18 protein-coding genes are annotated in these 21775 nt (G+C 63.5%); 13 read left to right on the top strand and 5 right to left on the bottom strand.

Translation table 11 applies throughout. The annotated features are described in order from the left end of the window. Nucleotides 1-168: 168 nt before the first annotated feature. Both hemH and BLW25_RS01515 read right to left on the bottom strand, forming a co-directional pair. Complete coding sequence (gene hemH / locus BLW25_RS01520; protein WP_092895722.1) at nucleotides 169-1221, bottom strand: ferrochelatase; 1053 nt, start codon at nucleotides 1219-1221, stop codon at nucleotides 169-171. 72 nt (nucleotides 1222-1293) lie between these two features. Then, nucleotides 1294-2115: a methyltransferase domain-containing protein gene (locus BLW25_RS01515; protein ID WP_092895720.1), complete on the bottom strand. Its 822-nt coding sequence runs from the start codon at nucleotides 2113-2115 to the stop codon at nucleotides 1294-1296. 47 nt (nucleotides 2116-2162) lie between these two features. On the opposite strand from BLW25_RS01515, the gene BLW25_RS01510 reads away from it, so the two are divergent. From BLW25_RS01510 to BLW25_RS01495, 4 genes are read left to right on the top strand one after another with little or no spacing between them, the layout of a single operon-like run. Then, nucleotides 2163-2945 carry a ComF family protein gene (locus BLW25_RS01510; RefSeq protein ID WP_394328417.1) on the top strand — a complete coding sequence of 261 codons (783 nt, stop codon included), beginning with the start codon at nucleotides 2163-2165 and terminating at the stop codon, nucleotides 2943-2945. A gap of 35 nt (nucleotides 2946-2980) precedes the next feature. Beyond that, nucleotides 2981-3238 (top strand): glutaredoxin 3, encoded by a 258-nt coding sequence (grxC, locus tag BLW25_RS01505; RefSeq protein ID WP_092895718.1) that lies wholly within the window; start codon nucleotides 2981-2983, stop codon nucleotides 3236-3238. Next, nucleotides 3238-4080, top strand: coding sequence for a carbon-nitrogen hydrolase family protein (locus BLW25_RS01500; protein ID WP_092895716.1), 843 nt, complete (start codon nucleotides 3238-3240; stop codon nucleotides 4078-4080). The genes grxC and BLW25_RS01500 overlap by 1 nt, the downstream gene beginning before the upstream one ends. Then, the gene (locus BLW25_RS01495) at nucleotides 4077-4523 is read left to right on the top strand and encodes a MarR family winged helix-turn-helix transcriptional regulator (protein WP_092895714.1); all 447 of its coding nucleotides are present in this window, start codon (nucleotides 4077-4079) and stop codon (nucleotides 4521-4523) included. Before BLW25_RS01500 ends, BLW25_RS01495 begins: the two co-directional genes overlap by 4 nt. A gap of 28 nt (nucleotides 4524-4551) precedes the next feature. On the opposite strand, the gene BLW25_RS01490 is transcribed toward BLW25_RS01495, so the two are convergent. Next, the gene (locus BLW25_RS01490; protein ID WP_092895712.1) at nucleotides 4552-5694 is read right to left on the bottom strand and encodes a polysaccharide biosynthesis/export family protein; all 1143 of its coding nucleotides are present in this window, start codon (nucleotides 5692-5694) and stop codon (nucleotides 4552-4554) included. Nucleotides 5695-5815: 121 nt separating this feature from the next. Between BLW25_RS01490 and BLW25_RS01485 the strand changes: the two genes are divergently transcribed. The 6 genes from BLW25_RS01485 to BLW25_RS01460 all read left to right on the top strand — a co-directional run bounded on the left by BLW25_RS01485 (nucleotide 5816) and on the right by BLW25_RS01460 (nucleotide 12816). Continuing rightward, nucleotides 5816-6700, top strand: coding sequence for an NAD-dependent epimerase/dehydratase family protein (locus tag BLW25_RS01485; protein ID WP_171909453.1), 885 nt, complete (start codon nucleotides 5816-5818; stop codon nucleotides 6698-6700). A gap of 3 nt (nucleotides 6701-6703) precedes the next feature. Continuing rightward, nucleotides 6704-7315, top strand: a complete 612-nt coding sequence (locus BLW25_RS01480) for a sugar transferase (protein WP_092895708.1) — start codon at nucleotides 6704-6706, stop codon at nucleotides 7313-7315. A gap of 69 nt (nucleotides 7316-7384) precedes the next feature. Further along, nucleotides 7385-9337 (top strand): polysaccharide biosynthesis protein, encoded by a 1953-nt coding sequence (locus BLW25_RS01475; RefSeq protein WP_253188152.1) that lies wholly within the window; start codon nucleotides 7385-7387, stop codon nucleotides 9335-9337. 180 nt (nucleotides 9338-9517) lie between these two features. Beyond that, nucleotides 9518-11578, top strand: a complete 2061-nt coding sequence (locus tag BLW25_RS01470; RefSeq protein WP_253188151.1) for a YjbH domain-containing protein — start codon at nucleotides 9518-9520, stop codon at nucleotides 11576-11578. Next, a complete protein-coding gene (locus BLW25_RS01465) occupies nucleotides 11569-12207 on the top strand; it encodes a YjbF family lipoprotein (protein ID WP_171909452.1) in 639 nt (212 codons plus the stop codon). The genes BLW25_RS01470 and BLW25_RS01465 overlap by 10 nt, the downstream gene beginning before the upstream one ends. Before the next feature lie 411 nt (nucleotides 12208-12618). After that, the gene (locus tag BLW25_RS01460; protein ID WP_092901287.1) at nucleotides 12619-12816 is read left to right on the top strand and encodes a hypothetical protein; all 198 of its coding nucleotides are present in this window, start codon (nucleotides 12619-12621) and stop codon (nucleotides 12814-12816) included. Nucleotides 12817-13011: 195 nt separating this feature from the next. Here the strand turns inward: BLW25_RS01460 and BLW25_RS01455 are convergent, their stop codons facing one another. Continuing rightward, nucleotides 13012-16560 carry a translocation/assembly module TamB domain-containing protein gene (locus BLW25_RS01455; RefSeq protein ID WP_092895704.1) on the bottom strand — a complete coding sequence of 1183 codons (3549 nt, stop codon included), beginning with the start codon at nucleotides 16558-16560 and terminating at the stop codon, nucleotides 13012-13014. Continuing rightward, complete coding sequence (locus BLW25_RS01450) at nucleotides 16560-18380, bottom strand: autotransporter assembly complex protein TamA (RefSeq protein ID WP_253188150.1); 1821 nt, start codon at nucleotides 18378-18380, stop codon at nucleotides 16560-16562. The genes BLW25_RS01455 and BLW25_RS01450 overlap by 1 nt, the downstream gene beginning before the upstream one ends. A gap of 425 nt (nucleotides 18381-18805) precedes the next feature. Here BLW25_RS01450 and rimP point away from each other — a divergent pair, with 425 nt between their 5' ends. The 3 genes from rimP to BLW25_RS01435 are packed head-to-tail and all read left to right on the top strand — an operon-like array spanning nucleotide 18806 to nucleotide 21773. Next, nucleotides 18806-19423 carry a ribosome maturation factor RimP gene (gene rimP, locus BLW25_RS01445; protein WP_092895702.1) on the top strand — a complete coding sequence of 206 codons (618 nt, stop codon included), beginning with the start codon at nucleotides 18806-18808 and terminating at the stop codon, nucleotides 19421-19423. A 52-nt stretch (nucleotides 19424-19475) separates the two neighbouring features. Further along, nucleotides 19476-21101, top strand: coding sequence for a transcription termination factor NusA (gene nusA / locus BLW25_RS01440; RefSeq protein WP_092895700.1), 1626 nt, complete (start codon nucleotides 19476-19478; stop codon nucleotides 21099-21101). Nucleotides 21102-21125: 24 nt separating this feature from the next. After that, nucleotides 21126-21773, top strand: coding sequence for an RNA-binding protein (locus BLW25_RS01435; RefSeq protein ID WP_092895698.1), 648 nt, complete (start codon nucleotides 21126-21128; stop codon nucleotides 21771-21773). The last annotated feature ends 2 nt before the right edge of the window (nucleotides 21774-21775 follow it).

Genomic DNA, 21775 nt, shown 5'->3' with positions numbered 1-21775 from the left:
TCTGCCGTCCCTTTTCATTTGTGCCGATGCGTGAATGCCCCTGCCTTCTGCCTGTGTCGGCTCCCGGCGACAGATGCGCCAATGAAAGGCAGGGTGAACCCAGACCGCCCTGCCGGAAGTAGCCGTCAGAATCACCCCGCAGAACGGCCCGGAAGTTGCCGCGCCGGCTCAGACCCAGCCGGCCAGATTCGCCGCGATGATGCCGGTCAGGGCCTCGATATGGGCCGGATCGTCATTGAGGCAGGGAATATAGGTGAAGCGCTCACCGCCGGCATGCAGGAAGGCCTCCTGAATCTCGCCCTGGATCTCTTCCAGCGTCTCGATGCAATCGGCCGAAAAAGCCGGTGCGATCACCGCGATCCGCTTTTTCCCCTGTTTCGCCAGCTCGGCCACATATTCGACCGTATAGGGGCGCAGCCATTCCTCGGTGCCGAAAACCGACTGGAACGAGGTATGCAGCTCTGCAGCCTCCCAGCCGAGCTTTTCACGCAGCAGACGCGAGGTCTTGCGGCACTGGCAGAAATAGGGGTCACCCTCTTCGACATAGCGCTTCGGCATCCCGTGATAGCTTGCGACCAGCAGGTCGGGGCGGTGATCAAGCCCCGCATAGGCCCGGGTGACGGACCCCGCCAGCGCCGTGATATAGGCCGGGTTGTCGTAATATTCCGGTACGATCCGGACCGAGGGCTGGCGCTTTTCCTGCATCAATGCGCGGAAAAGCTGGTCATTCGCCGTTGCCACCGTCGCACCCGCATATTGCGGATAAAGCGGCAGGAAGGCGATCTTCGTGCAGCCCTTCGCGATCAGCGCTTTCAGCTTTTCTTCTGTCGAGGGCTTGCCGTAACGCATGCAGAAATCGACCTCGACCCGGTCGCCGAACTGCGCCTTCAGCGACGCCGCCAGCGCCGCGGTCTGCGCCTTGGTGATCGTCATAAGGGGCGATTCGTTCAGGTCTTCGTTCCAGATCAGCTTGTAATTCGCCCCCGAGGTGAAAGGACGTTTCGACAGGATCACCGCCTGCAACAGCGGCTGCCATTTCCAGTCCGGGATATCGATCACCCGCTTGTCTGACAGGAACTCGTTCAGATAGCGGCGCATCGACCAGTAATCATAGCCGTCAGGCGTGCCGAGATTGGCGATCAGCACGCCGATCTTCTTGCTGCCCGTCACCGGATGCCCTTCGGGAAGCCCGTTCGCCGCGCTGATTCTCGCGTCAGTCATGCCTGCCGCTCCCTCTTCTGGTTGCGGATCCGGGATACAGGCTTGACGTGTGGGGTCAAGCGCCAGGCCGCCTCAGGGCAAGCGGTGTTCCGTCGCATGAAGCGCATCCGCCAGCCGCGCGCGTGCCGATCCGGGGCGCAAAGGCTTTTGTTGGCTTTCATGCGGGGTCCAGCCGGTCAGGCAGATCACCTCGAATGTGGCCTCGATGCGGTCGCCGGCCGCCGGGAAATTCTGCCGGTAGATCTCGCCCGCCCTGAGGAAGAGCGCGCGCGAGGTCGGGCGGCGCAACCGGGCTGCCAGCGCATTGGTCTCGCCCATGGCGCGCAGATCCGACATCAGGTGGAAAATGTCACGATAGGCTACTTTGCGGGTGAAACTGTCCGCCACCGGCAGCGCGAATCCGGCGCGTTGCAACAGCGCACCCAGATCGCGGATCTCGGCCATCGGCAGGATCCGGGGCGAGAGACCGCCGCTTATTTCGGCCTCGGCCTCGGCGAGACAGGCGCGCAGCTCATGCAGGGTCTGGCCGCCGAACAAAAGGGCGAGGAACAGCCCGTCGGGTTTCAGGGCGCGAAACCCCTGCACCATCTGCCCGACCGGATCATCCGCCCAATGCAGGCTCATTGCATGGATTACGGCATCCTGGCTGCCGGGGGCCAGGTCCAGCAGCGGCAGATCCGGGGATTGCGGCAGATCCGGCAGCGCATCGGCCCAGAAATCCGGGAAACCGCTGATCAGAACCGGCGCCGTAAACCTCCTGTTAACCGAAAGCAGTCTTTCCTTGATCTCATCGGCAGCTTCTTCAAGCAGAAAGAAGGCCGGATCAGGCGAGGCGACCGCGCGGCGGCGGTGCAGCGAAAGGGCGTGGCGATCGGTCAGGACAGGTGCGGACATGATGGCGGAAAATAGGGGGCGCAGGCAAAGATGCAAGCGAAGATAAGGTGATCGGGGCGCCGTCCGGCCGGCCTGCTTTGCTTGCGAAAACACTGGGGCTCGGGCTGATCCGCGCGGTGTTTCCGCCGCAATGCATTGCCTGCGGCGGGCTGGTCTCGTCGGATTTCGGGCTTTGTGGCTGCTGCTGGCGTGACACGCCGTTTATCACCGGCGCCTGCTGCAGCACCTGCGGCCTGGAAGTGCCCGCAGATCCGGATGCTTCCGGGGCAGCTGGCGGCGGGGGCCACCTTTGCGAGGAGTGCCATGCCGCCCCCCGCCCCTGGGCGGCCGGGCGCGCGGCGATGCTGTACAAGGCGGTCGGGCGCTGCCTCGTGCTGGCGCTGAAACATGGCGACCGGCTGGATCTGGCGCGCCCCATGGGCGAGTGGCTTGCGCGCGCCGCCCGGCCCCTGCTGGCCGAGGGCATGGTTATCGCCCCGGTGCCGCTGCACCGCTGGCGGCTCTTTCGGCGGCAATATAACCAGGCCGCGCTTTTGTCGCAGGAGCTGGCCCGGCTGACCGGGCTCGCCCATCTGCCCGACCTCTTGACCCGCCCGCGCGCCACCGGCAGCCAGGAGGGCCGCTCACGCGAGGCGCGCTTTGCCGCGCTGGACGGCGCGATCCGCATTTCACCGCGCAAGGCCGCGCGGATCCGGGGGCGTCCGGTGCTGCTGGTCGATGATGTGATGACCTCGGGTGCGACATTTTCCGCAGCCACTGCCGCCTGTCATGCAGCAGGCGCAGGGCCGGTATCTGTTCTCGCCCTCGCACGCGTTGCACGCAATGGTTAAATCCCTATAGTTCCATCCGGAATAAGGGACCAGCCATGCGTAAAGTCGAGATCTACACCACCCCTACCTGCCCCTATTGCCTCGCGGCAAAGCGGCTTCTGACGAAAAAGGGCGTGGCCTTTACCGAGATTGACGTCAGCCGTGACCCCGATCTGCGGATCGCGATGACCAATCGCGCCGGCGGGCGGCGCTCGGTTCCGCAGATTTTCATCGGCGACACCCATGTCGGCGGCTCGGACGATCTGCATGCGCTGGAGCATGAGGGCAGGCTTGATCCCCTGCTGGCCGGCTGATGCGCGCGGCTCTGATCCAGCTGAATGTGACGGATGACCCGGCTGAGAATCTCACCTCGGTCCAGGGCATGATTCGCACAGCGGTGGCCTCGGGCGCGGATTTCATCCTGACGCCCGAGATGACCAATTGCCTGTCCTCATCGCGCGATCACCAGAGCCGCGTCTACCACCATGAGGCCGACGACCCGACACTCAGTGCTCTGCGCGAAGCCGCAGCGGCGGCGGGGAAACATCTGCTGATCGGCTCGCTGGGGCTGTTGACCGGGGATGCTGATGGGCGGTTCGCGAACCGCTCTTTCCTGATCGGGCCGGATGGCGACATCCTCGCGCGTTACGACAAAATTCATATGTTCGACGTCAATGTCTCGGAAACCGAGATTTACCGTGAAAGCGCGGGCTATCGGCCCGGCGACCGCGCGGTGGTGGCGGAAACGCCCTTCGGCAAGGTCGGCATGGCGGTCTGTTATGACCTCCGGTTCCCGCATCTCTTCCGTCGCCTCGCAAAAGGTGGCGCAGAGATCCTGACCGTGCCGGCGGCCTTCAACGACACCACCGGGCGCGCCCATTGGGAGACCCTGCTGCGCGCCCGCGCCATTGAAAATGGCTGTTTCGTTCTCGCCCCTGCCCAGACCGGATTTCACCGCGAGGCGCATGGCCGGGGGAGGCGCACCTGGGGCCATTCGCTTGCCATCGCGCCCTGGGGCGAGGTGATTGCCGATGGCGGCACCGAGCCCGGCGTCACCCTGGCCGATCTCGACCTTTCCGAGATCGCGCGCGCAAGGGGCCGGGTTCCGGCGCTGACCCATGATCGCGATTTCAGCGGGCCGGATACACCCCTATGAGCCAGGATCGCACCGAAGACATTGCCGTCGCGCTGTTTGGCGAATTGTTCATGACCGATCAACTGGCGCGCAACCGCATCTCGAAAGCACTGCCCAAGGGCATGGAACTCTCGCAGTTCTCGGTGCTGAACCACCTCGCGCGGGTGCAGGATGAACGCAGCCCGGCGCAGCTCGCGCGCGCCTTCCATGTAACGCGTGGCGCGATGACCAACACGCTGTCGCGGCTGGAATGGGCCGGGCATATCCATATCCGCCCCGACTGGGATGACGCGCGCCGGAAATTCGTGGCGATCAGCCCCGCCGGACGCGCCGCCCGCGATGCCGCCGTCCAGGCGGTGACGCCGATGATTGCCGAAGTGGTCGAGGCACTTGGCCAGGACCGGGTGCGCGCCGTCCTGCCGGTCCTGCGCGAGATGCGGGCAAGGCTGGAACAGGAGGGCTGAACGCCCTCCCGCCGCCTCAGTCCCGCAATCAGTTGTTTGATATCGCCTGGGCCGCGCGCCCGATCCCCATCACACCCGCCGCGAGGCCGATGATGGAGGCCGCCGAGCCGATCGGGCTTTCCGCCACCACAACCACATCCTTGTTCTGGATGTAGAACTGTCCGGCCGAGAACAGCCCATCTGCCGAGGTCAGATCGATGGCAAAGATCACGCGTTGTTTGTCCGGGCCCACGCCAGCCGCACTGTTCGCCGCGCGCAGCGCAGTCGCCGGATAATTGCGCAGGACCAGCACCGATTTGGCATCGGCGCGCGTATCGTTCAGTCCGCCGGTCAGGGACAAAGCCTCCAGCGCAGTCACCCGCTCTTGCGGGAAGGGCACCTGCGATTCGGCACCCGAGGCGCCCAGCGCGATGAAATAGCGCTCATCCGATTCGACATAGACCTTGTCGCCGCCACGCAGCGTGGTGTCCTGCGCCGGGTCTTTCAGCAGCCGGTCGGCAGAAATGCCGTAGAGCTTGCCATCGCGCATCAGCCGCACATAGGGGTTCTTCGTCGCGGCCGGGATACCGCCGCCCATGGCAAGCAGACCCAGGACGGTAAAGTCCCGCGAGGGCATCGGGTAACTGCCAGGAGAATTGACGCCTGAGACCAGATCGACGGTCGATTTATGTCCCGGCTGATGTGCGACCAGCACCTGCGACGAGGGCATGATCGTTTCGATTTTTTTCTGTACCGCCTCGCGCGCCTGGTCGGGGGTCATATTGCCGATATAGACCTTGTCGGCGAAGGGCAGGTAGATCGACCCATCGGGCGAGACGGTAAGCCCCGGCAGTGCCACGAGTTTCTGTCCCGGCTGCGACAGGAGCGTGACATCCCCGGTCTCCCAGATCGTCAGATCGATCTTGTCGCCAGCCTGGATCGTATTGCCCGAAGGCCCGCGCTTTTTGGTCAGCCAGCCCGAGGTGGCGGCGCCCCCGCCCATGCCGGGCCAGCCCGAGACCCGCCCCACAGTATCGCGCGACACAGTCACCACCTGGAAATCTGCGTCTTCGGCATCTGCGCCGCGCAGGATCTCGCTCGCCTTCCCCGCCCCTCTCGGCGCGGTACAGCCGGCTAGTGACACAGAGACAGTGGCTGCAACAAGCAGCCTGACGACAGACGAGGAACGCATACAAATCTCCGGCGGCAGCCCTGGAATTCCGGCATCGTGCCTGTCCGCATATCCCCATATATGGACAGTCCGACCCCCGGGACCATAAGCTCTGGTCGGCTACGGTCAATTGCCTGTGACATTGGCCCGGACGATTTGGCGGGAATGCGGCGCAAAAACCCTGGGGGAAACTCTGTCAGATACCACTGTTATTGTAACCGGCGCGGCAGGCCGGGTTGGCTCGATCCTGAAGCGGGTCTGGACGGCAGCGCCACCGCCGGCGCTGCAGTTTCTGTGGTCTTCGCGGCAGGCGGCACCCGGGATCCGCTGGGAGATCGGCGCGGGCCCTGCCCCGGCCTGGCCGCGGGATGCGATCCTGTTGCATCTGGCCGGCACGACCGGCGCGAGGGATCCGGGTGCCAATCCGGGCGTGATCCCGCCGGTGCTGAAAGCCTGTCGCCAAAATCATGTCCGCCATCTGGTCTGTCTCTCGACTGCGGCCGTCTATGCGCCGGGGCCGGTGCCGGCCCGCGAAAGCGACCCGCCTGCGCCGCCGGGCCCCTATGGTGCGGCCAAGCTGGAGGCCGAGCGTCTGCTTGTGGCATCGGGCCTGCCGCTGACCATCCTGCGGCTTGGCAATCTGGCCGGGGCCGATGCCCTGCTGACCCCGCGCCCGCCCGGGCAGGACATCCGACTGGACCCGGTTGCAGATATGCCGGGCGGGCCATTACGGTCCTGGATCGGCCCCCTCACCTTCGCCCAGGCACTGGCCGCGCTGCTGGGGCGGATTGCGGCGGGCGAAACCCTGCCGCCAGTCCTGAACATCGTGCAGGCACCGCCTTTGGGCATGGCCGATCTCCTGCGCGCCTCGGACCTCGCCTGGGGCTGGGCCGCGCCCAATCCAAAGGTGGTGCATATCGCGACCCAGGACAATGCAGCGCTTGCCGCGCTGCTGCCGCTGCCTTCTGCCTCACCCGCACAGATCATCGCGGAAATCCAGGCGCTGCGCGCCCTGCCGGAGCCATAAACCATGACCCCCGGCAAACGCCTCTTTGACCTTGTGCTCGCACTGGTGGCAGCCTGTCTGCTGGCTTTGCCGGCGCTGATCATCGCGATCTGGATCCTGATCCGTTCCGGCCGGCCGGTCTTCTACCTTGCCGAGCGGATGAAGACCCCTGACCAGCCATTCCGGCTGTGGAAATTTCGCACCATGACGGTGGACCGCACCGATACCGGCGTTTCGGGCGGCGACAAAAGCGCGCGCATCACCCGCGAAGGTCGTATCCTGCGGCGCTACCGGCTTGATGAGATCCCGCAGATCTGGAACATCCTCAAAGGTGATATGAGCATTGTCGGCCCGCGCCCGCCCTTGCCGCAATATACCGAGGCCTTCCCCGATCTTTACCGCGAGGTGCTGCAATGCCGTCCTGGTCTCACCGGCCTCGCTACGCTGCACTTCCACCGTCACGAGGCATGGCTGCTTGCGCAATGCCGTGACGCATCTGAGACCGACGAGGTTTACCGTCGGCGCTGCGTACCCAGAAAGGCGCATCTCGACCTGATCTACCGCGCGAAGCGCAGTCTTTGTTACGATATTGTCATACTTGGCCGCACATTCGGGCAGGTCTTACGGCGGAAATAGGCAGGTAAGCGCCACTGATACTCTGCCTTGTATGTTATGCTTGCCGGGTTGGTGGCATATGATCATTCTGTGTTCAATTACCTGGTGATCTTTCTGACAATGACATCTTTTCGCAAGACGCTGTTCTGGATCTCCCAATCTCTGACCAGGCAGCACAAGCAACTGGCCATCTGGCTGCTCGATGTCTCCCTCGCACCATTCAGCTTTTTGCTGGCCTGCATTTTCACGTATAATACAATCTGGCCCTCCGAGCAGCTTGCGCGGCTGGCACTGGTATTTCCGCTGCTGGCGGTGTTTGGCGGCTTTGCCTCGATCGCCCTCGGGCTGCTGCGGGTCAAGCTGAAAAGCTATGAGACCTTCGGCACCATCGGGATCTTCCCCTATGCGGCAATGGTTACGACCGGCGCCTTTTTCGTCACCAGCCTGCCGGGGCTCTATTTCCCGGTGGTCGGCACGCTTGCCTTCGCGCTTATCCTGTTTCTGTCCGCCATCGGGTCGCGGGTGATCTTGCTGCAGCTTTACCTCTCGGCGCTGCGCTATAACAAAGTGCCGGTACGGGTGCTGATCTATGGCGCCGGCACCACCGGGCTGCGCCTCGCCTCGGCCCTTAAAGCGCATGAGACGATCCGCGTTGTCGCCTTCCTGGATGATGACCCGAACCTGTCCAGCCAGCGCATTGCCGGGCTGCGCATCCTCTCGCCCGAGTGGATTTCCGATATTGCCCGCAATCATGAGATCAACCGGGTGATCCTGGCGATCCCGTCGCTGTCGGCACCGAAACAGATGCGGATCGTGCGGCAGATGCAGGCGCTTGGGCTGGAGGTGCAGGTGCTGCCCTCGTTCGAGCAGCTCGCCGGGGCCGAGATGCGCGTCGATACGCTGAAATCGGTTTCGCCGGGGCGTTTCCTGAACCGCGACCGGCTTGATGTCGGCCTGCCGGACGGGACAGACGCCTATTACGGCCGCTCGGTCATGGTCTCGGGCGCCGGGGGGTCTGTCGGGTCCGAGCTCTGCCGCCAGCTGCTGTCCTGCGGACCGGTGCGGCTGGTTCTGTTCGAGATGTCCGAACTGGCGCTTTACACCATCGAGCGCGAACTCGCCGCGATGCCCGGCGCGCAGGACATCCATATCGAACCGGTGCTGGGATCGGTAACCGATGCCCGCACCCTGCGCCGCACCATACATGAAAACGGCGTCGAGGTGGTGCTGCATGCCGCCGCCTATAAACATGTCCCGCTGGTCGAGGCCAATCCGATCTCGGGTCTGGTGAACAATGTGCTGGGCACCAGAGCGCTTGCCGATGCCTGCGTCGAAGCGGGGGTGAAGCGCTTCCTGCTGGTTTCGACCGATAAGGCGGTCAGGCCGACGAATGTGATGGGCGCCTCCAAACGGCTGGCCGAACTGGTGATCCAGGACATGGCGCATCGCCACCAGGGCACACATTTCTCAATCGTGCGGTTCGGAAATGTGCTGGGGTCTTCGGGCTCGGTCATTCCGCTCTTCAAGGATCAGATCGCCCATGGCGGGCCGGTCACGCTGACCCATGAAGACGTCACCCGCTATTTCATGACGATTGCCGAGGCGACGCGCCTCGTGCTGCTGGCGGGCTCGTTCGAGGATGCCTCGACACGCGGCCGCGCCAATGTCTTCGTGCTTGATATGGGCAAGCCGGTCCGGATCCGCGATCTTGCGGCCCAGCTGATCGAAGCGGCGGGCTATACCTTACGCGATGAGAACAACCCGACCGGCGATATCGAAATCAAAGTCATCGGGCTGCGGCCCGGCGAAAAATTGCATGAGGAATTGCTGATCGGCGACGGCCTGTTGCGCACGCCGCATCCCAAGATCCTGCGCGCGAGTGAAGAAGACGAAACCCGGCTGGAAATTCCGGTTCTGCTGCAAAGGCTTGGCCGGATTGCCGCCACAGGCGATGCCGAGGAAGCCCGTGAACTTGCGATCAGCGTCGCCTGCAGCACTGGCGAGGCGAGGCCGGATCCCAATGCAGCAATGATGTCGCAGTGACGCGGTTCCTGCCAATCTGTGGGCACCTTCGCACAGCAGGGCTTGCCGTTCGGTGCTGGCTTTCGCATAGATGGGGCGAACGGAGGGTCAGTTTTGGCAAGCAAGACACGTAGCCTGCTGCTTGCGACGGTTTGTGCATCGGTGATGACGTTCCCCTTTGTGCGAGAGTCGAAGGCAGAGATGAAACCGACGCTGAGCTTCAGCGGCGTGCCCGGCCTTATTGATATGCCCTCGGGCGATACGATGCCGGACGGCACCTTCAACCTCTCGGTTTCCAAATTTGGCGCGGTGTCTCGCGCGACACTCAGCTTCCAGATCACCCCCTGGATGGCCGCAAGTTTCCGGTTGCAGGCGACCGGCAAATGGAACGATGTTCTGCCTGACCCGAATGATTATTCGACCTATAATGACCGCAGCTTCGATCTGCGCTTTCGCCTCGCGGAAGAGGGCGCATGGATGCCCGCCGTTACCCTCGGGCTGCAGGATTTTCTCGGGACAGGCTTTAATTCTGCCGAATATCTGGTGGCGACCAAGACCTTCAACGACAGGCTGAAAGTCACTGCCGGCATCGGCTGGGGGCGTTATGGCAGCTACCAGTCCTTTGGCAACCCGTTCGGCGGCGTGCGCGACACTTGGGATTCCAGCACCGGCCTCGGCTCCGAGCTGAACGCCGATAACTGGTTTCGCGGCCCGGCCGCACTCTTTGGCGGCCTTGAATATAAGATCAACGACAAATGGACGGTGAAGGCCGAGTATTCCAGCGACAATTACAATCTGGAATCCGGCGACCGGAAAGTGTTCGAGCGCAAGAACCCCTATAATATCGGCGTCGAATATGCCTGGGGCGATAATGTCCGCATCGGCGCCTATTCGCTTTACGGGTCCGAATTCGGGTTTTCCTTCCATCTGGTGATGGATCCGAAAAACCGCCCCGGCACCATCGGCGTTCTGGGTTCCGGGCCGATCCCGGTGATCACCCGCCCGTCACGTGCCTCGAACCCGGATGCATATGACGGCGGCTGGGTTACTCAGGCCGATGCCAATGGTCTCCTGCGCAAGAACCTGAACCGCTATCTGGAAAAAGACGGAATCCGCATCGAGGATTTCGCCTATACAGCCGACCGCGTGCAGATCCGCATCCGCAATGACAAGCTTGACGCGCCGGCCCAGGCCATCGGCCGCACCGCCCGCGCACTTGCCGCCGTGATGCCGGCCTCGGTCGAGACGTTCGAGATCGTGCCGGTAGTCAAAGGCATGGGCGTGTCGAAAGTCACCATCCGCCGTTCGGATCTGGAACGGCTGGAACATACGCCCAACAATGCCGCGACCCTGCGGGAGCGTGTCACCTGGGCCGATGCAGGCGAGATGATCCCCGGTGGCGCGGGCGCCGAAGAGGATATGTATCAAAAGCTCCGCTGGCGTATCCTGCCGGGCTTTCGCGTGACGTCGCCGGCGCATGGCGATGTCGGTATCCGCGCATCGGCCAGCTATGATTTGGCCCCCGGCTGGGTTGCCTCGGGCACCATCTATCAGAAGATCGCCGGCAATTCCGAGAAAGCGCATCTGGTCCCCAAAGGCGGCACCCTGCCCCATGTCCGGTCGGACACGCGCAAATATAACGAGGATTCCGATTTCGCGTTCGAACGCGCGACGCTGGCCTGGTATGCCCACCCCGCCCCGAATTTCTACAGCCGCGTCACCGTCGGTTATCTGGAACGGATGCATGGCGGCGTCTCGGGTGAGGTGCTCTGGAAACCAGCCGACAGCCCGCTCGCCCTTGGGGTCGAGGTAAATTACACCAAACAGCGCGACACCGATGGTATGCTGGGCTTTGGCGATTATGACTATGCCATCACGACCGGCTATCTCTCGGCCTATTACGATTTCGGCAATGGCTATCTCGGCCAGCTTGATGTCGGGCGCTATCTTGCGGGCGATGTCGGCGCGACGCTGACGCTGGACCGCGAATTCGCCAATGGCTGGAAAGTGGGCGCTTTTGCCACTCTGACCGATGCCAGCGCGGCAGCGGTCGGCGAAGGGCGGTTCGACAAGGGGATCCGCATCACCATCCCGATGAACTGGATGCTCAGCAACCCGTCCCGCCAGGAAATCAGCCAGACCATCCGCCCGCTGCAACGCGACGGCGGCGCGCGTGTCGATGTCGAGGGCAGGCTCTATGACACGATCCGCGATTATCACTCTGACCGGGTCGATGACCAATGGAGCCGCGTATGGCGCTGAAAACCACCACCGGCGCGCTGGTGCTGCTCGCCACGCTCGCGGGCTGCGGCAAGCTGGAAAAGCTCATCCCCGGGGTCAAGGACCTGACGGGCGGCGAAGCCGGTGGCCAGCTGGCACCGATCGGCAATGTCAGCCGCGCCGCGATCGAGAAATCGCGCGAGCCGGTGATGAAACTGCGCGTCCCCTCGCGCGGGATCGAGACCTTCCTCACCATCCGCGACCGTCGTGGTGATGTGACACAGTGGTTCTCGGCGGATGGGATGCTGTTCTCGTTCCGTGGCGATGTCCTGATCGAGACCCGGGGGCTTGGCGCTGATCTGATGTCCTCTGCTGCGCCCCAGGCCGGCCAGATCGCCTCGGGCGGCGCTTATCGGCGGTCGTATTTCTACATGGATGCCGATGACCAGACCGGACGGCGCGATTACAATTGCATCGTCACCACCGACGGGTCCGAGACAGTGACGATCTACGGGCGCGGTCACAGTACCCGCAAGATCAGCGAGACCTGTGAACGCGAGGGCGGGCGCCTTACCAATCACTACTGGCTGGAAGGCGGCAAGGTCCGCAAATCACGCGAATGGGTCAGCCCGGGCATCGGCCAGATCGAATTCGAACGCGTGGTCGACTGATCGCTCGCGGGCAAAAGCGCGAAGGGGGGACGGGGAATTGCCCCTGCCTCGCCCACAATACCTTTCTTTTAACCGACACATCACAGGTTTTCGGGGATTGCGGCATATATTCTGACCTCCGGCCCCCGGAATACCCGCAATCACAGGCCTGATTCTGCCGGTTTTGGTGACCAGACGCCGCTGCCCCCTGGCTTTGCCTTGCAATGATTAACAGCGCCCCCGCAAATTCCACGTTTTCGGCCGCAAACAGCATCATTTTCAGGGTAATACCCGACAGGATTGGCGGATCTCTGCATCCGCAGGGCGAATTCATTGCACCGCTGCCACAGTTTCCGCTCACCGCGTGAGATTAGCTTTTGTCCTGAGCAGAAAAATGCTATCCCGAAGATGGAGTCGTTCTGGAGGTTTCCGATGAAGAAAGTCATGACTGCTGCAGTCGCACTGTCCCTCGTGGGCTCGGCTGCTTTCGCTGGTGGCCCGGTTGTCGTCATTGACGACGTTGAACCGGTAGTTGTTACCGAGCGCACCTCGAGCACCGGTGGCGTTCTCGTCCCGCTGCTGATCGGTGCTGCGGTTCTTTGCGCCGTTGCTTGCGGCAGCGACAGCTGAGCCAACTGCGCATAACTCGCGCAGGAATTTAAAAGGGTCAGCCTTCGAGCTGGCTCTTTTTTTTTTGCCGCATCTCCTTCAGCTTTGCCCTGTAGCGCAGCGAGGCCGGACAGAAAAAGGGCCACCCTGCAGGGTGGCCCTTTTCCGTTTTCACCGGCCCGACCTTTCCGGCCGCCAGTGCTGGCCTGGCCGGCCTCAGTAATCGCGCTCCATGAAGATACCGATGCCGCTGCTGCCATCGCTGTCGACCCTGCCCTTGACCGTAACGCCGGGCCGCAGGCTCAGGTTAAGATTGACCCGCGTATTGCCGGACTGGTCAACGCCGACCTCGGTATAGACCTTTTCCGAGATATACTTCCCGGCGCTGACCGATGTATTCCCGTCCGCCGAGGTCGAGACATCCAGATCGTCAAAGCCAAAGCCGCGCCGCAATTTATTGACGATCCCCTCGCCACCGCGCCCCGCCAGCGTCGCCACCGCATTGGCCAGCTGTGCCGCCTGGAAGGCCGAGATCGTATCCAGCCCACGCCCGAACAAAAGCCAGGCCAGAACCTCTTCCTGTGGCTTCTCCGGGTCAGAGGAGAAGGTCACTTCCGGGTCATTGGCCGGACCCGAGACAGTCACGGTGCTGGTCACCTCATCCGAAACGTTGCTCGCCTGGAAATTGATATAGGGCACGAGGCTGCCTTCCATCGTCAGCGACGCGACATCCAGCACAAGACGCTTACCAAGGATGTCGAGGCGCCCCCGGATCAGGTCGAAACTGCCGGCGGGGACGATATTGTTCAGCGTGCCGCCAACGCGCAGCTGCCCGCCAAGTTCGGCATCAAGCCCGCGACCGCGCACGAAAATCCGGTTCGGCGCCTGGATCAACAGGTCCAGCCCCCAGGGCGGCATACCAGAGCCGGCCTCTGCCGCAGCACCGCCAGGCGGCACTGCCCCCAATCCTGCCCGGTCGCGGGTGGCCCGCACCGCGCTCGTATCGCCGACATGGTGGATCTTTTCCATATCGGCGGCCGAAGCAAAGCCGGTCGAAGGCACGCGCAACTCGGTCTCACCGATCTGCACCGTGCCCGAAAGCCGCGCTGCGCCCATCAGCGGGCCGCTCAGTGCCAGCGCCGCATCAAGCGTTGTGTCGTAAAGCTCGGCATCGCGCAGATGGACCCGGTCGGCCTGAATGGTCAGATCGGTGTTGAATGGCGCGGCCAGCGCCAGCGGTCCGTCGACCCGTATCCGCCCTCCCCGCGTCACATCTGTCGTCAGCGAAAGCCGCACGGTCCCGCCCGAGAGATCCCCCGTCGCCGCCATCCGCTCGAAAGAGATCCCCCGCGCCGGCACGGCCAGCTGGCCATTTGACAGCGTGACCCGACCGGCGGCATTCGTCACACCCCAGCCACCCTGAAGGCGGATATCATAGCCCAGCCGCCCCGCCACGGTGATCGGGTCGGTGAAGGGGTTGGCCACCCCTGCCTCGCCACTGCCGGTGACCGTCAGATCCGGCACCGGACCGATACGCCCCGTCAGCCGCGCATCGATCCCCGCCGGGCCCTGGACCCGCAGGTCGCTGTCGAAATCCGCGCCTCCCGCCGGCGTCAGCCGCCCCGAAAGCGTCACCGGTCCGGGGAATTCCGCGACCAGCAGGCCAAGATCGCTCAGCCGCCCCGAGACCCGCATCGCTCCGGCATCCCCCTCGCCCGTCACCTCGGCGGTGACATGGGGAGAGGTGAGGTTCAGCGCCCGCAGGATCGGCGCGCCGCCGACCAGAGCCACCGTCGCCCTGATATCCGAGCGCCCCGAGATCAGCCGGTCGACCTCGGCCTGGCCGATGCGCAGCCCCTGGCTTTCGCCGCTGAAACTTGCGGTTCCATTGGCCGCATCACCGGTGAAGGTGCCGCTGACCTTCAGCCCGCCGCCATAATTCGCCCCGATATCGGCAAGGTTACTCCAGTCGATATCGGCTTTGATATCAGCGCCCTGGCTGGTCAGCTTGCCAGAGCCGCTGACATTCAGTGATGCCGCCTGGGCCGAGAAGCTGCGCAGCGTGGTGCCCGTGGTATCGCGCAGGGCCGAGGCTGTGATGACCGAACGCCCCGCGAGCAGCCGGTCGGCCTCAGCAATGCCGGATTTCAACCCCTGGCCCAGCACGTTCAGATCAAGATCAAACGCCCCGGTCAGCGGCGTCACCGTGCCTTTCAGCCCGACCTCGGCCACACCGGCAAGCGGGCGCCCCGCGAGCCCCGAAAAGCGCCCCAGATCCCCGGCTTTCACCACCATATCAAGCCTGGTCAAAAGCGCGTCGCCGATCCCCGCGATGTCGACCGTGCCGGTCAGACCGTAATCACTGCCGTTGAGGGAGATTTCCGGCAGGCTGAACGACTGGTCGCCCTCGCGCCATTTGAAGCTGGTGCGACCGGTGACTTTCGGGCCGATCGCCGTGATCAGCGCGGGGTCAAGCCGCCCGATGCCTTCGGCGTCGAACATCAGCGTGCCTTCGATCCCGGGCTTGCCGTTCTGCCGGTCCAGCGTGCCGCCGCCAATCAGCCCGGCCCGGGCCAGCGAAAGGTCATCGCGGTCGAGCCCGGTCATGCTCAGCTGCATGGTCCAGCCGGAGCCCTGCGCCGCGTCAAATTGCAGCCCGAGCGCCGCATCCTGCACCCGTGTCGGCACCGGCCCCGAGATCGGCAGAAGAACCGAACTGCCATCGGGGCTGGCCAGAGTGCCGGTGAGATTGATCAGAGACGGCATGCCCCCGGCATCAAGCTTCAGCTTGCCGTCAAGGTTCAGCGAACGCGCTTTCAGCGAGACCTCGCCCAGATCCAGCTCGCCGCTGCTAAGGCTGATGCCTGCAACGTCAAGCGACAGGCTGCTGCCAAGGAATTCAGCATATTCCGGCAGGAACAGTGGCGCCGGATTGCCGGTCAGACGCGCCTCGAACCCCGTGCCCGTCTCGATGGTTTTCACCGTAACCGGCCCGGCCAGACGTTCCTCGCCATCGCTTTCCAGCCGGAAATCGGCGGCGAAATCGTCGAATGTGCCCTGCCCTTTGACGCTCAGCCCGGCTGCGGGTTTGCCCGGAAGATCAAGCGCGGTGGCGACCAGCCCGCCCGCGCCTTCGCGCGCATCCAGGTCGAGCGCCAGCTGTTTCGTCTGGTTCGAATAGCTGCCTTTCAGCGCGATCTTCGCCTCGGGCCCGTCATCGGTACGTTCGATCAGCACATCGGCGGTACCGGCGCCACCCGCAAGGTGCAGCTCCGCCGCCAGCGTACCGGTAAGCTGCTGGCCGAGCACGCTTTCCCCAAGCACGATACTGTTGGCCTGAACCTTGCCGATATCAATCGAGACCGGCAGATCCGGCAGCGCGAAATCAAAGGTCCCCGCCTCGGGCGACACCGCATCCGGGTCGCCCGCCGGAATACGGTCCAGCACGATCGAGGTGGCGGAAAGCTCGTTGACGATCACCTCGCCCGACAAAAGCGCGGTGCGGCTCCAGTCAAGTGCTGCATTGTCGATGGTCAGCCAGATGCCGTCATCATCGGCGATGGTCAGCCTCTGGATCGTCGCGCGCGAGGACAAAGCCCCGGCGAACCCGGTGATCGTCACCTTGCGCCCGGCCCCCGAAAGACTGTCTTCCAGCATGGCGGTCAGCCAGCCGCGATCATCAGCAGCGCTGTCCTGCGCATGGATCGGGGCGCCCGGCAGCACCGTAAGCGCAACAACCGGGAAAATAAGAGGAATATAGCGCATCAGAATGCCTGCCCCAGACCGATGTAAATCTGCACGCCGTCGCCGGTCTTGCCGCTGACCGGAGCCGCCACGTCAAAGCGGATCGGGCCAAAGCCCGTCTCGTAGCGCACGCCAAAACCGGCGCCGGCATGGGATTCGCTGTCGCCATCGGCGCCGACATATCCGGCATCCACGAAAGCCACGCCTCCCCAGCTTTCGCCGAACCGCGCGCGCAGCTCTATCGAGGCGGCGGCGAATTCGGTGCCGCCGATCAGATAGGTGCCGCCGGAGCCGTCCGGCGTGTTGATCCCGAGCGAGCGATAGGGCTGGCCGCGTACTGTACCGCCGCCGCCCGAGAAGAACAGATCATCGCGCGGCGTTTCCAAGAGCTCGCTGCCGACAATCGCGCCCCCCTGGATCCGTGCCGCGATGGTGTATTTCTTATCGGCAAAGCTGCGATAGCCGCGCATATCGGCGGTCAGGCGCGCGCCCGAGCCGGTCGTGCCGAGCCCGTAAAACGGCTTGGCGGTCGCATCGATATAAAAGCCCTTCCGCGCATCCGTGCTGCTGTCGCGGCGGTCCCAGGTCACACCCAGCGGCAGCGAGAGATTGCGGTAGCGGAAATCGCCGGTCGGATCCGCACCCTGCACATATTCAAAGGAAAGCCCGCCCCGGAATGTCACCTGTTCCGAGAAATACTGTGTGAAGGTCAGGCCGAATTCGGCGTAATCGGCGTAATAATCCACCTCATCAAGATGGCCGACCCTTGCCAGAAGCCCGGCCGTGGTGTCCGGGGTCAGCGTGGCGGGGCGGTCGATGGTGACTCCCAGTTCGTAATCCACCCCGCTGTCGCCCGAGCCGATATTGCTGATCGCGCCCTCGACCTTGAGCCGCTCACCGCCGCCCAGCAGGTTGCGGTGCATCCAGTTGCCGGTCAGCGAGACCCCGTCGACCGAAGACAGCTCGGCCCCGATGGAATAGCGCCGCGTCTTCTGTTCCGTGACCGAGATCTCGATGGGCAGGAGACCGCCATTTTGCAGCGTCTCGCCCTCGGTCAGCGTCACTGCCGAGAAAACGCCGGACCGCCGCAACCGGTTGGCGGCGCGGTCCAGCTCGGTCTGGCTGAATTTCTCGCCCTCGCGCAGACCCGCAATTTTGAGGATGCGCTGCACCCGCATCCGTTCGGCGCCTTTGACGGTCACCGTGCCGAACCGCAGCGACGGGCCGGGCTGGATCCCGATCCGCGCCGAGAGCGTATTGTTGCGGTGATCGGCGGTGATATCCTCGCGCTCGACCCTGGCTTTCGCATGGCTGCGCTCGCGCCATTGCAGGATCGAGGCCGAGACCGCCTCCTCGACCACCCCGGCGCGGGCAACCTCGCCGCGAGCGAATTCCTCGGGCAGGACCGTGTCACTGGCCAGCGGGGCGATCACTGTATCGGAAAACTCGAAACGCGGGCCGGGATCGATCCAGACGCTGACCGCGCCGACCGAGGATGGCGCATCAAGCGGCGGGATATTCGCGGCCTCGCGTCCGTCGATAGTGATGCGGATCACCGCCGAATAATAACCCTCGGCATAAAGCGCGGCAAGGATGCGGCCGTAATCGGCCCGCGCGGCGGTAAACAGGTCTTCGGCCTCGGTCTGTTTTTCAGACACCTGCGCCACCAGAAGCGACGACTGCCGCAGGGTTCTGGTGAGATCCTTGTTCTCGCCCACCACGTCAAACGCGACCCCGTCCAGCGCCTGGCCGGGCTCAAGCGCGACGCAGGAAATACCCCCCGCAATCAGCGTGACGCGCGCCAGCCGGCGCCCTGGGAGTCCTGGAAAAAAGCTACGCAAAACATCACCCTCCGCCAACGGGGCAAGTATCGTCAATTCCTGGCCAAGAGCAACCGGAGAACCACAGATTTAGCGTGTTGTGGCAGGCTTATCCCAAACTGTTCCCCTGCCCTGCCCGGCGCGATTGCCCGACCGTCACACCGATTCGCGGCCACCGCACCGGTGCTGCATCGCGATCCTGGCAGCTAAGGCCCTGGTTTTGCTGAGCAGAGCCGCCCGGACACCGCCACCACCAGTGGCCGGACCACAGAGCGCTTGCATGAAACCGCCTCTGGCCCTATATAAGGCTCCAACAGCTGCGCCGGGGTCCAAACCCGGGGCTACCGAAAAGATGAGCGGGCCGCTGAGCCCGCTTTTTTGTTTCACGCCCCGCCCTGTCGTTTCAGCACCTGACCCTTAGCCCGAAAGGCATATCCGAGCCCGCCATGTCCGACCTGATCGCAAAAACCGCCATTGACCGCCGCCTCGCCGAAATCGCCACTCCGGTGATCGAGGGGCTCGGCTATGAACTGGTGCGCATCCGTCTGATGGGCGGCCAGGGCAAGATCCAGCGCACCCTCCAGATCATGGCCGACAGGCCCGAGGGCGGCATCGGCGTCGAAGACTGCTCGAAGATCTCGACTGCGGTATCGGCGGTTTTCGACGTCGAAGACCCGATCGAAGAGAATTACGTGCTTGAGGTCTCCTCGCCCGGCATCGACCGCCCGCTGACGCGGGAAAAGGATTTCGAAGCCTGGGCCGGCTGGGAAGCACGGATCGAGACGACCGAGCTGATCGAGGGCCAGCGCCGCTTTAAGGGCGAGCTGAAAGGCGTCGAGGATGGCGAGATCCTGATCGAGATCGAACAGCACGGGCAGCTTGTGATCATCGGGCTGCAATTCGACTGGCTTTCGGACGCGAAACTGATCCTGACGGATGAGCTGATCGCAGAGATGCTGCGCCAGCGCAAAGTCGCGCTGCCCGAAGAGGGCGGCTTTGACGAGATCGAAGAAATCGAAGGCGAAGAGGAAGACATTTCCGACACGCCCGAAACGAAACACTGACGCGACCGAATTCTGACTTCCAGAACCTGACACGAGAGCGGGAGAGACCCAAATGGCGATTACCTCGGCCAACCAGCTTGAGCTTTTGCAGACCGCAGAGGCCGTTGCGCGCGAGAAGATGATTGACCCGGATCTGGTGATCCAGGCGATGGAAGACAGCCTCGCCCGTGCGGCGAAATCGCGTTACGGCGCAGATATGGACATCCGTGTCGCCATCGACCGCAAGACGGGCCGCGCTTCCTTCACCCGCGTGCGCACCGTGGTCGAGGATGATGCGGTTGAGAATTACCACGCCCAGCTGACTGTCAAACAGGCGAAAGACTACCTGAAAGACCCGGCCATCGGCGACGAGATCGTTGACGAAGTGCCCCCGGTCGATCTGGGCCGCATCGCGGCGCAATCGGCGAAACAGGTGATCCTGCAGCGCGTCCGCGAGGCCGAGCGTGACCGTCAGTTCGACGAATTCAAGGATCGCAAGGGCACCATCATCAACGGCGCCGTCAAGCGCGAAGAATACGGCAATGTCATCGTTGATATCGGCCGTGGCGAAGGCATCCTGCGCCGCAATGAAAAAATTGGCCGCGAAGCGTATCGCATCGGCGACCGCATCCGCTGCTATATCAAAGACGTGCGCCGCGAAGTCCGTGGCCCGCAGGTCTTCCTGTCCAGGACCGATCCGCAATTCATGGCGGAACTGTTCAAGATGGAAGTGCCGGAGATCTATGACGGCATCATCGAGATCAAGGCCGTGGCCCGTGACCCCGGCTCGCGCGCGAAGATCGCTGTGATCTCTTATGACAATTCCATCGACCCGGTCGGCGCCTGCGTCGGTATGCGCGGCAGCCGCGTCCAGGCCGTCGTGAACGAGCTGCAGGGCGAGAAAATCGACATCATTCCGTGGAACCAGGACCAGGCGACCTTCCTCGTGAACGCGCTGCAACCGGCCCAGGTCTCCAAGGTTGTCTTCGATGATGAAGGCGGCAAGATCGAGGTCGTGGTGCCTGATGAGCAGCTCTCGCTTGCCATCGGCCGTCGCGGTCAGAACGTGCGTCTGGCAAGCCAGCTGACGGCGCTCGACATCGACATCCTGACCGAAGCCGAAGAATCGACCCGCCGCCAGGCCGAATTCGCCGCCCGCACCGCGCTCTTCATGGAGACGCTGGATGTGGACGAGATGATGGCGCAGCTGCTGGTAGCCGAAGGCTTCACCAATCTCGAAGAAGTCGCCTATGTCGACCAGGACGAGCTTCTGTCCATCGACGGCTTTGACGAAGGCACCGCAGACGAATTGCAGGCCCGCGCCCGTGACTACCTGGAAGAGCAGGCGAAAAAGGCTCTGGAAGCTGCCCGCGCGATGGGTGTCGAGGAAAGCCTCATTGAATTCGAGGGCCTCACTCCCCAGATGCTGGAAGTGCTGGGTAAAGACGGCGTGAAGACGCTGGAAGATTTCGCAACCTGCGCCGACTGGGAACTGGCCGGCGGCTGGACCACGGAAAACGGCCAGCGCAAAAAGGACGATGGCCTGCTCGAGAAATTCGGCGTGTCGCTTGATGATGCACAGAACCTGGTCATGACCGCGCGCGTTATGCTGGGCTGGGTTGACCCGACCGAAATGATGCCGGCAGAGGCAGAAGAGACCGAAGAAGATGAAACCGGCGAAGAGGAGACCGGGGCCTGATCTCAGGCCTCGGGAGTTTCCGCGATGACGCGCGGTGGCCGGGATAAATCAAGGGACGAGCCGGAGCGCAAATGTATCGCTTCCGGCGAGACGGGGTCGAAAACCGGCCTCGTCCGTTTCGTCGTCGGACCTGACGGGCAAATCGTTCCGGATATTCTGGAACGCCTGCCCGGCCGGGGGATCTGGGTCTCGGCCGACCGGGATCTGGTGACGAAAGCCGCGAAGAAGGGGCTCTTCGCCCGGGCGGCGCGCGCCCCTGTGAAGGCACCGGAAGACCTGGCGGATACGGTCCATGATCTGCTGACGAGACGGGTGATCGAACTGATCTCGCTGGCCCGCAAATCCGGCGATGCGATCACCGGATATGAGAAGGTGAAAGAATGGCTGGTGAAGGGAACCGCACGCGTTCTGATCCAGGCAGAAGACGGCTCGGAGCGCGGCAAAAGCAAATTGCGGCCCCCGGAAGGCAAAAACACCCTGATTTCCTGGCTTTCGGCAGGGGAATTGGGTTTGGCATTCGGTCGTGAACGTGCAATACACGCGGCGCTTGCCGCTGGTGGACTCAGTCCACGCATAGTAGAGGAAGCGGCAAGGCTCTCCGGCTTCAGGGCGCCATCGGGCGAACCGGACGCAGAGCATGTCGGCGGGATATCCGCCGGGAAGGATATGTAAGA

The sequence above is a fragment of the Rhodobacter sp. 24-YEA-8 genome (assembly GCF_900105075.1).
GTDB lineage: Bacteria > Pseudomonadota > Alphaproteobacteria > Rhodobacterales > Rhodobacteraceae > Pseudogemmobacter.
The sequence above is the reverse complement of the archived record's forward strand: the minus strand, read 5'-3'. Positions and strand labels throughout refer to the sequence as shown.

Coding starts and splice junctions, on each gene's coding strand:
- hemH (WP_092895722.1), bottom strand. CDS start 1,221: ATGACTGACGCGAGAATCAGCGCGGCGAACGGGCTTCCCGAAGGGCAT.
- BLW25_RS01515 (WP_092895720.1), bottom strand. CDS start 2,115: ATGTCCGCACCTGTCCTGACCGATCGCCACGCCCTTTCGCTGCACCGC.
- grxC (WP_092895718.1), top strand. CDS start 2,981: ATGCGTAAAGTCGAGATCTACACCACCCCTACCTGCCCCTATTGCCTC.
- BLW25_RS01500 (WP_092895716.1), top strand. CDS start 3,238: ATGCGCGCGGCTCTGATCCAGCTGAATGTGACGGATGACCCGGCTGAG.
- BLW25_RS01495 (WP_092895714.1), top strand. CDS start 4,077: ATGAGCCAGGATCGCACCGAAGACATTGCCGTCGCGCTGTTTGGCGAA.
- BLW25_RS01490 (WP_092895712.1), bottom strand. CDS start 5,694: ATGCGTTCCTCGTCTGTCGTCAGGCTGCTTGTTGCAGCCACTGTCTCT.
- BLW25_RS01480 (WP_092895708.1), top strand. CDS start 6,704: ATGACCCCCGGCAAACGCCTCTTTGACCTTGTGCTCGCACTGGTGGCA.
- BLW25_RS01470 (WP_253188151.1), top strand. CDS start 9,518: ATGAAACCGACGCTGAGCTTCAGCGGCGTGCCCGGCCTTATTGATATG.
- BLW25_RS01465 (WP_171909452.1), top strand. CDS start 11,569: ATGGCGCTGAAAACCACCACCGGCGCGCTGGTGCTGCTCGCCACGCTC.
- BLW25_RS01460 (WP_092901287.1), top strand. CDS start 12,619: ATGAAGAAAGTCATGACTGCTGCAGTCGCACTGTCCCTCGTGGGCTCG.
- BLW25_RS01455 (WP_092895704.1), bottom strand. CDS start 16,560: ATGCGCTATATTCCTCTTATTTTCCCGGTTGTTGCGCTTACGGTGCTG.
- rimP (WP_092895702.1), top strand. CDS start 18,806: ATGTCCGACCTGATCGCAAAAACCGCCATTGACCGCCGCCTCGCCGAA.
- nusA (WP_092895700.1), top strand. CDS start 19,476: ATGGCGATTACCTCGGCCAACCAGCTTGAGCTTTTGCAGACCGCAGAG.
- BLW25_RS01435 (WP_092895698.1), top strand. CDS start 21,126: ATGACGCGCGGTGGCCGGGATAAATCAAGGGACGAGCCGGAGCGCAAA.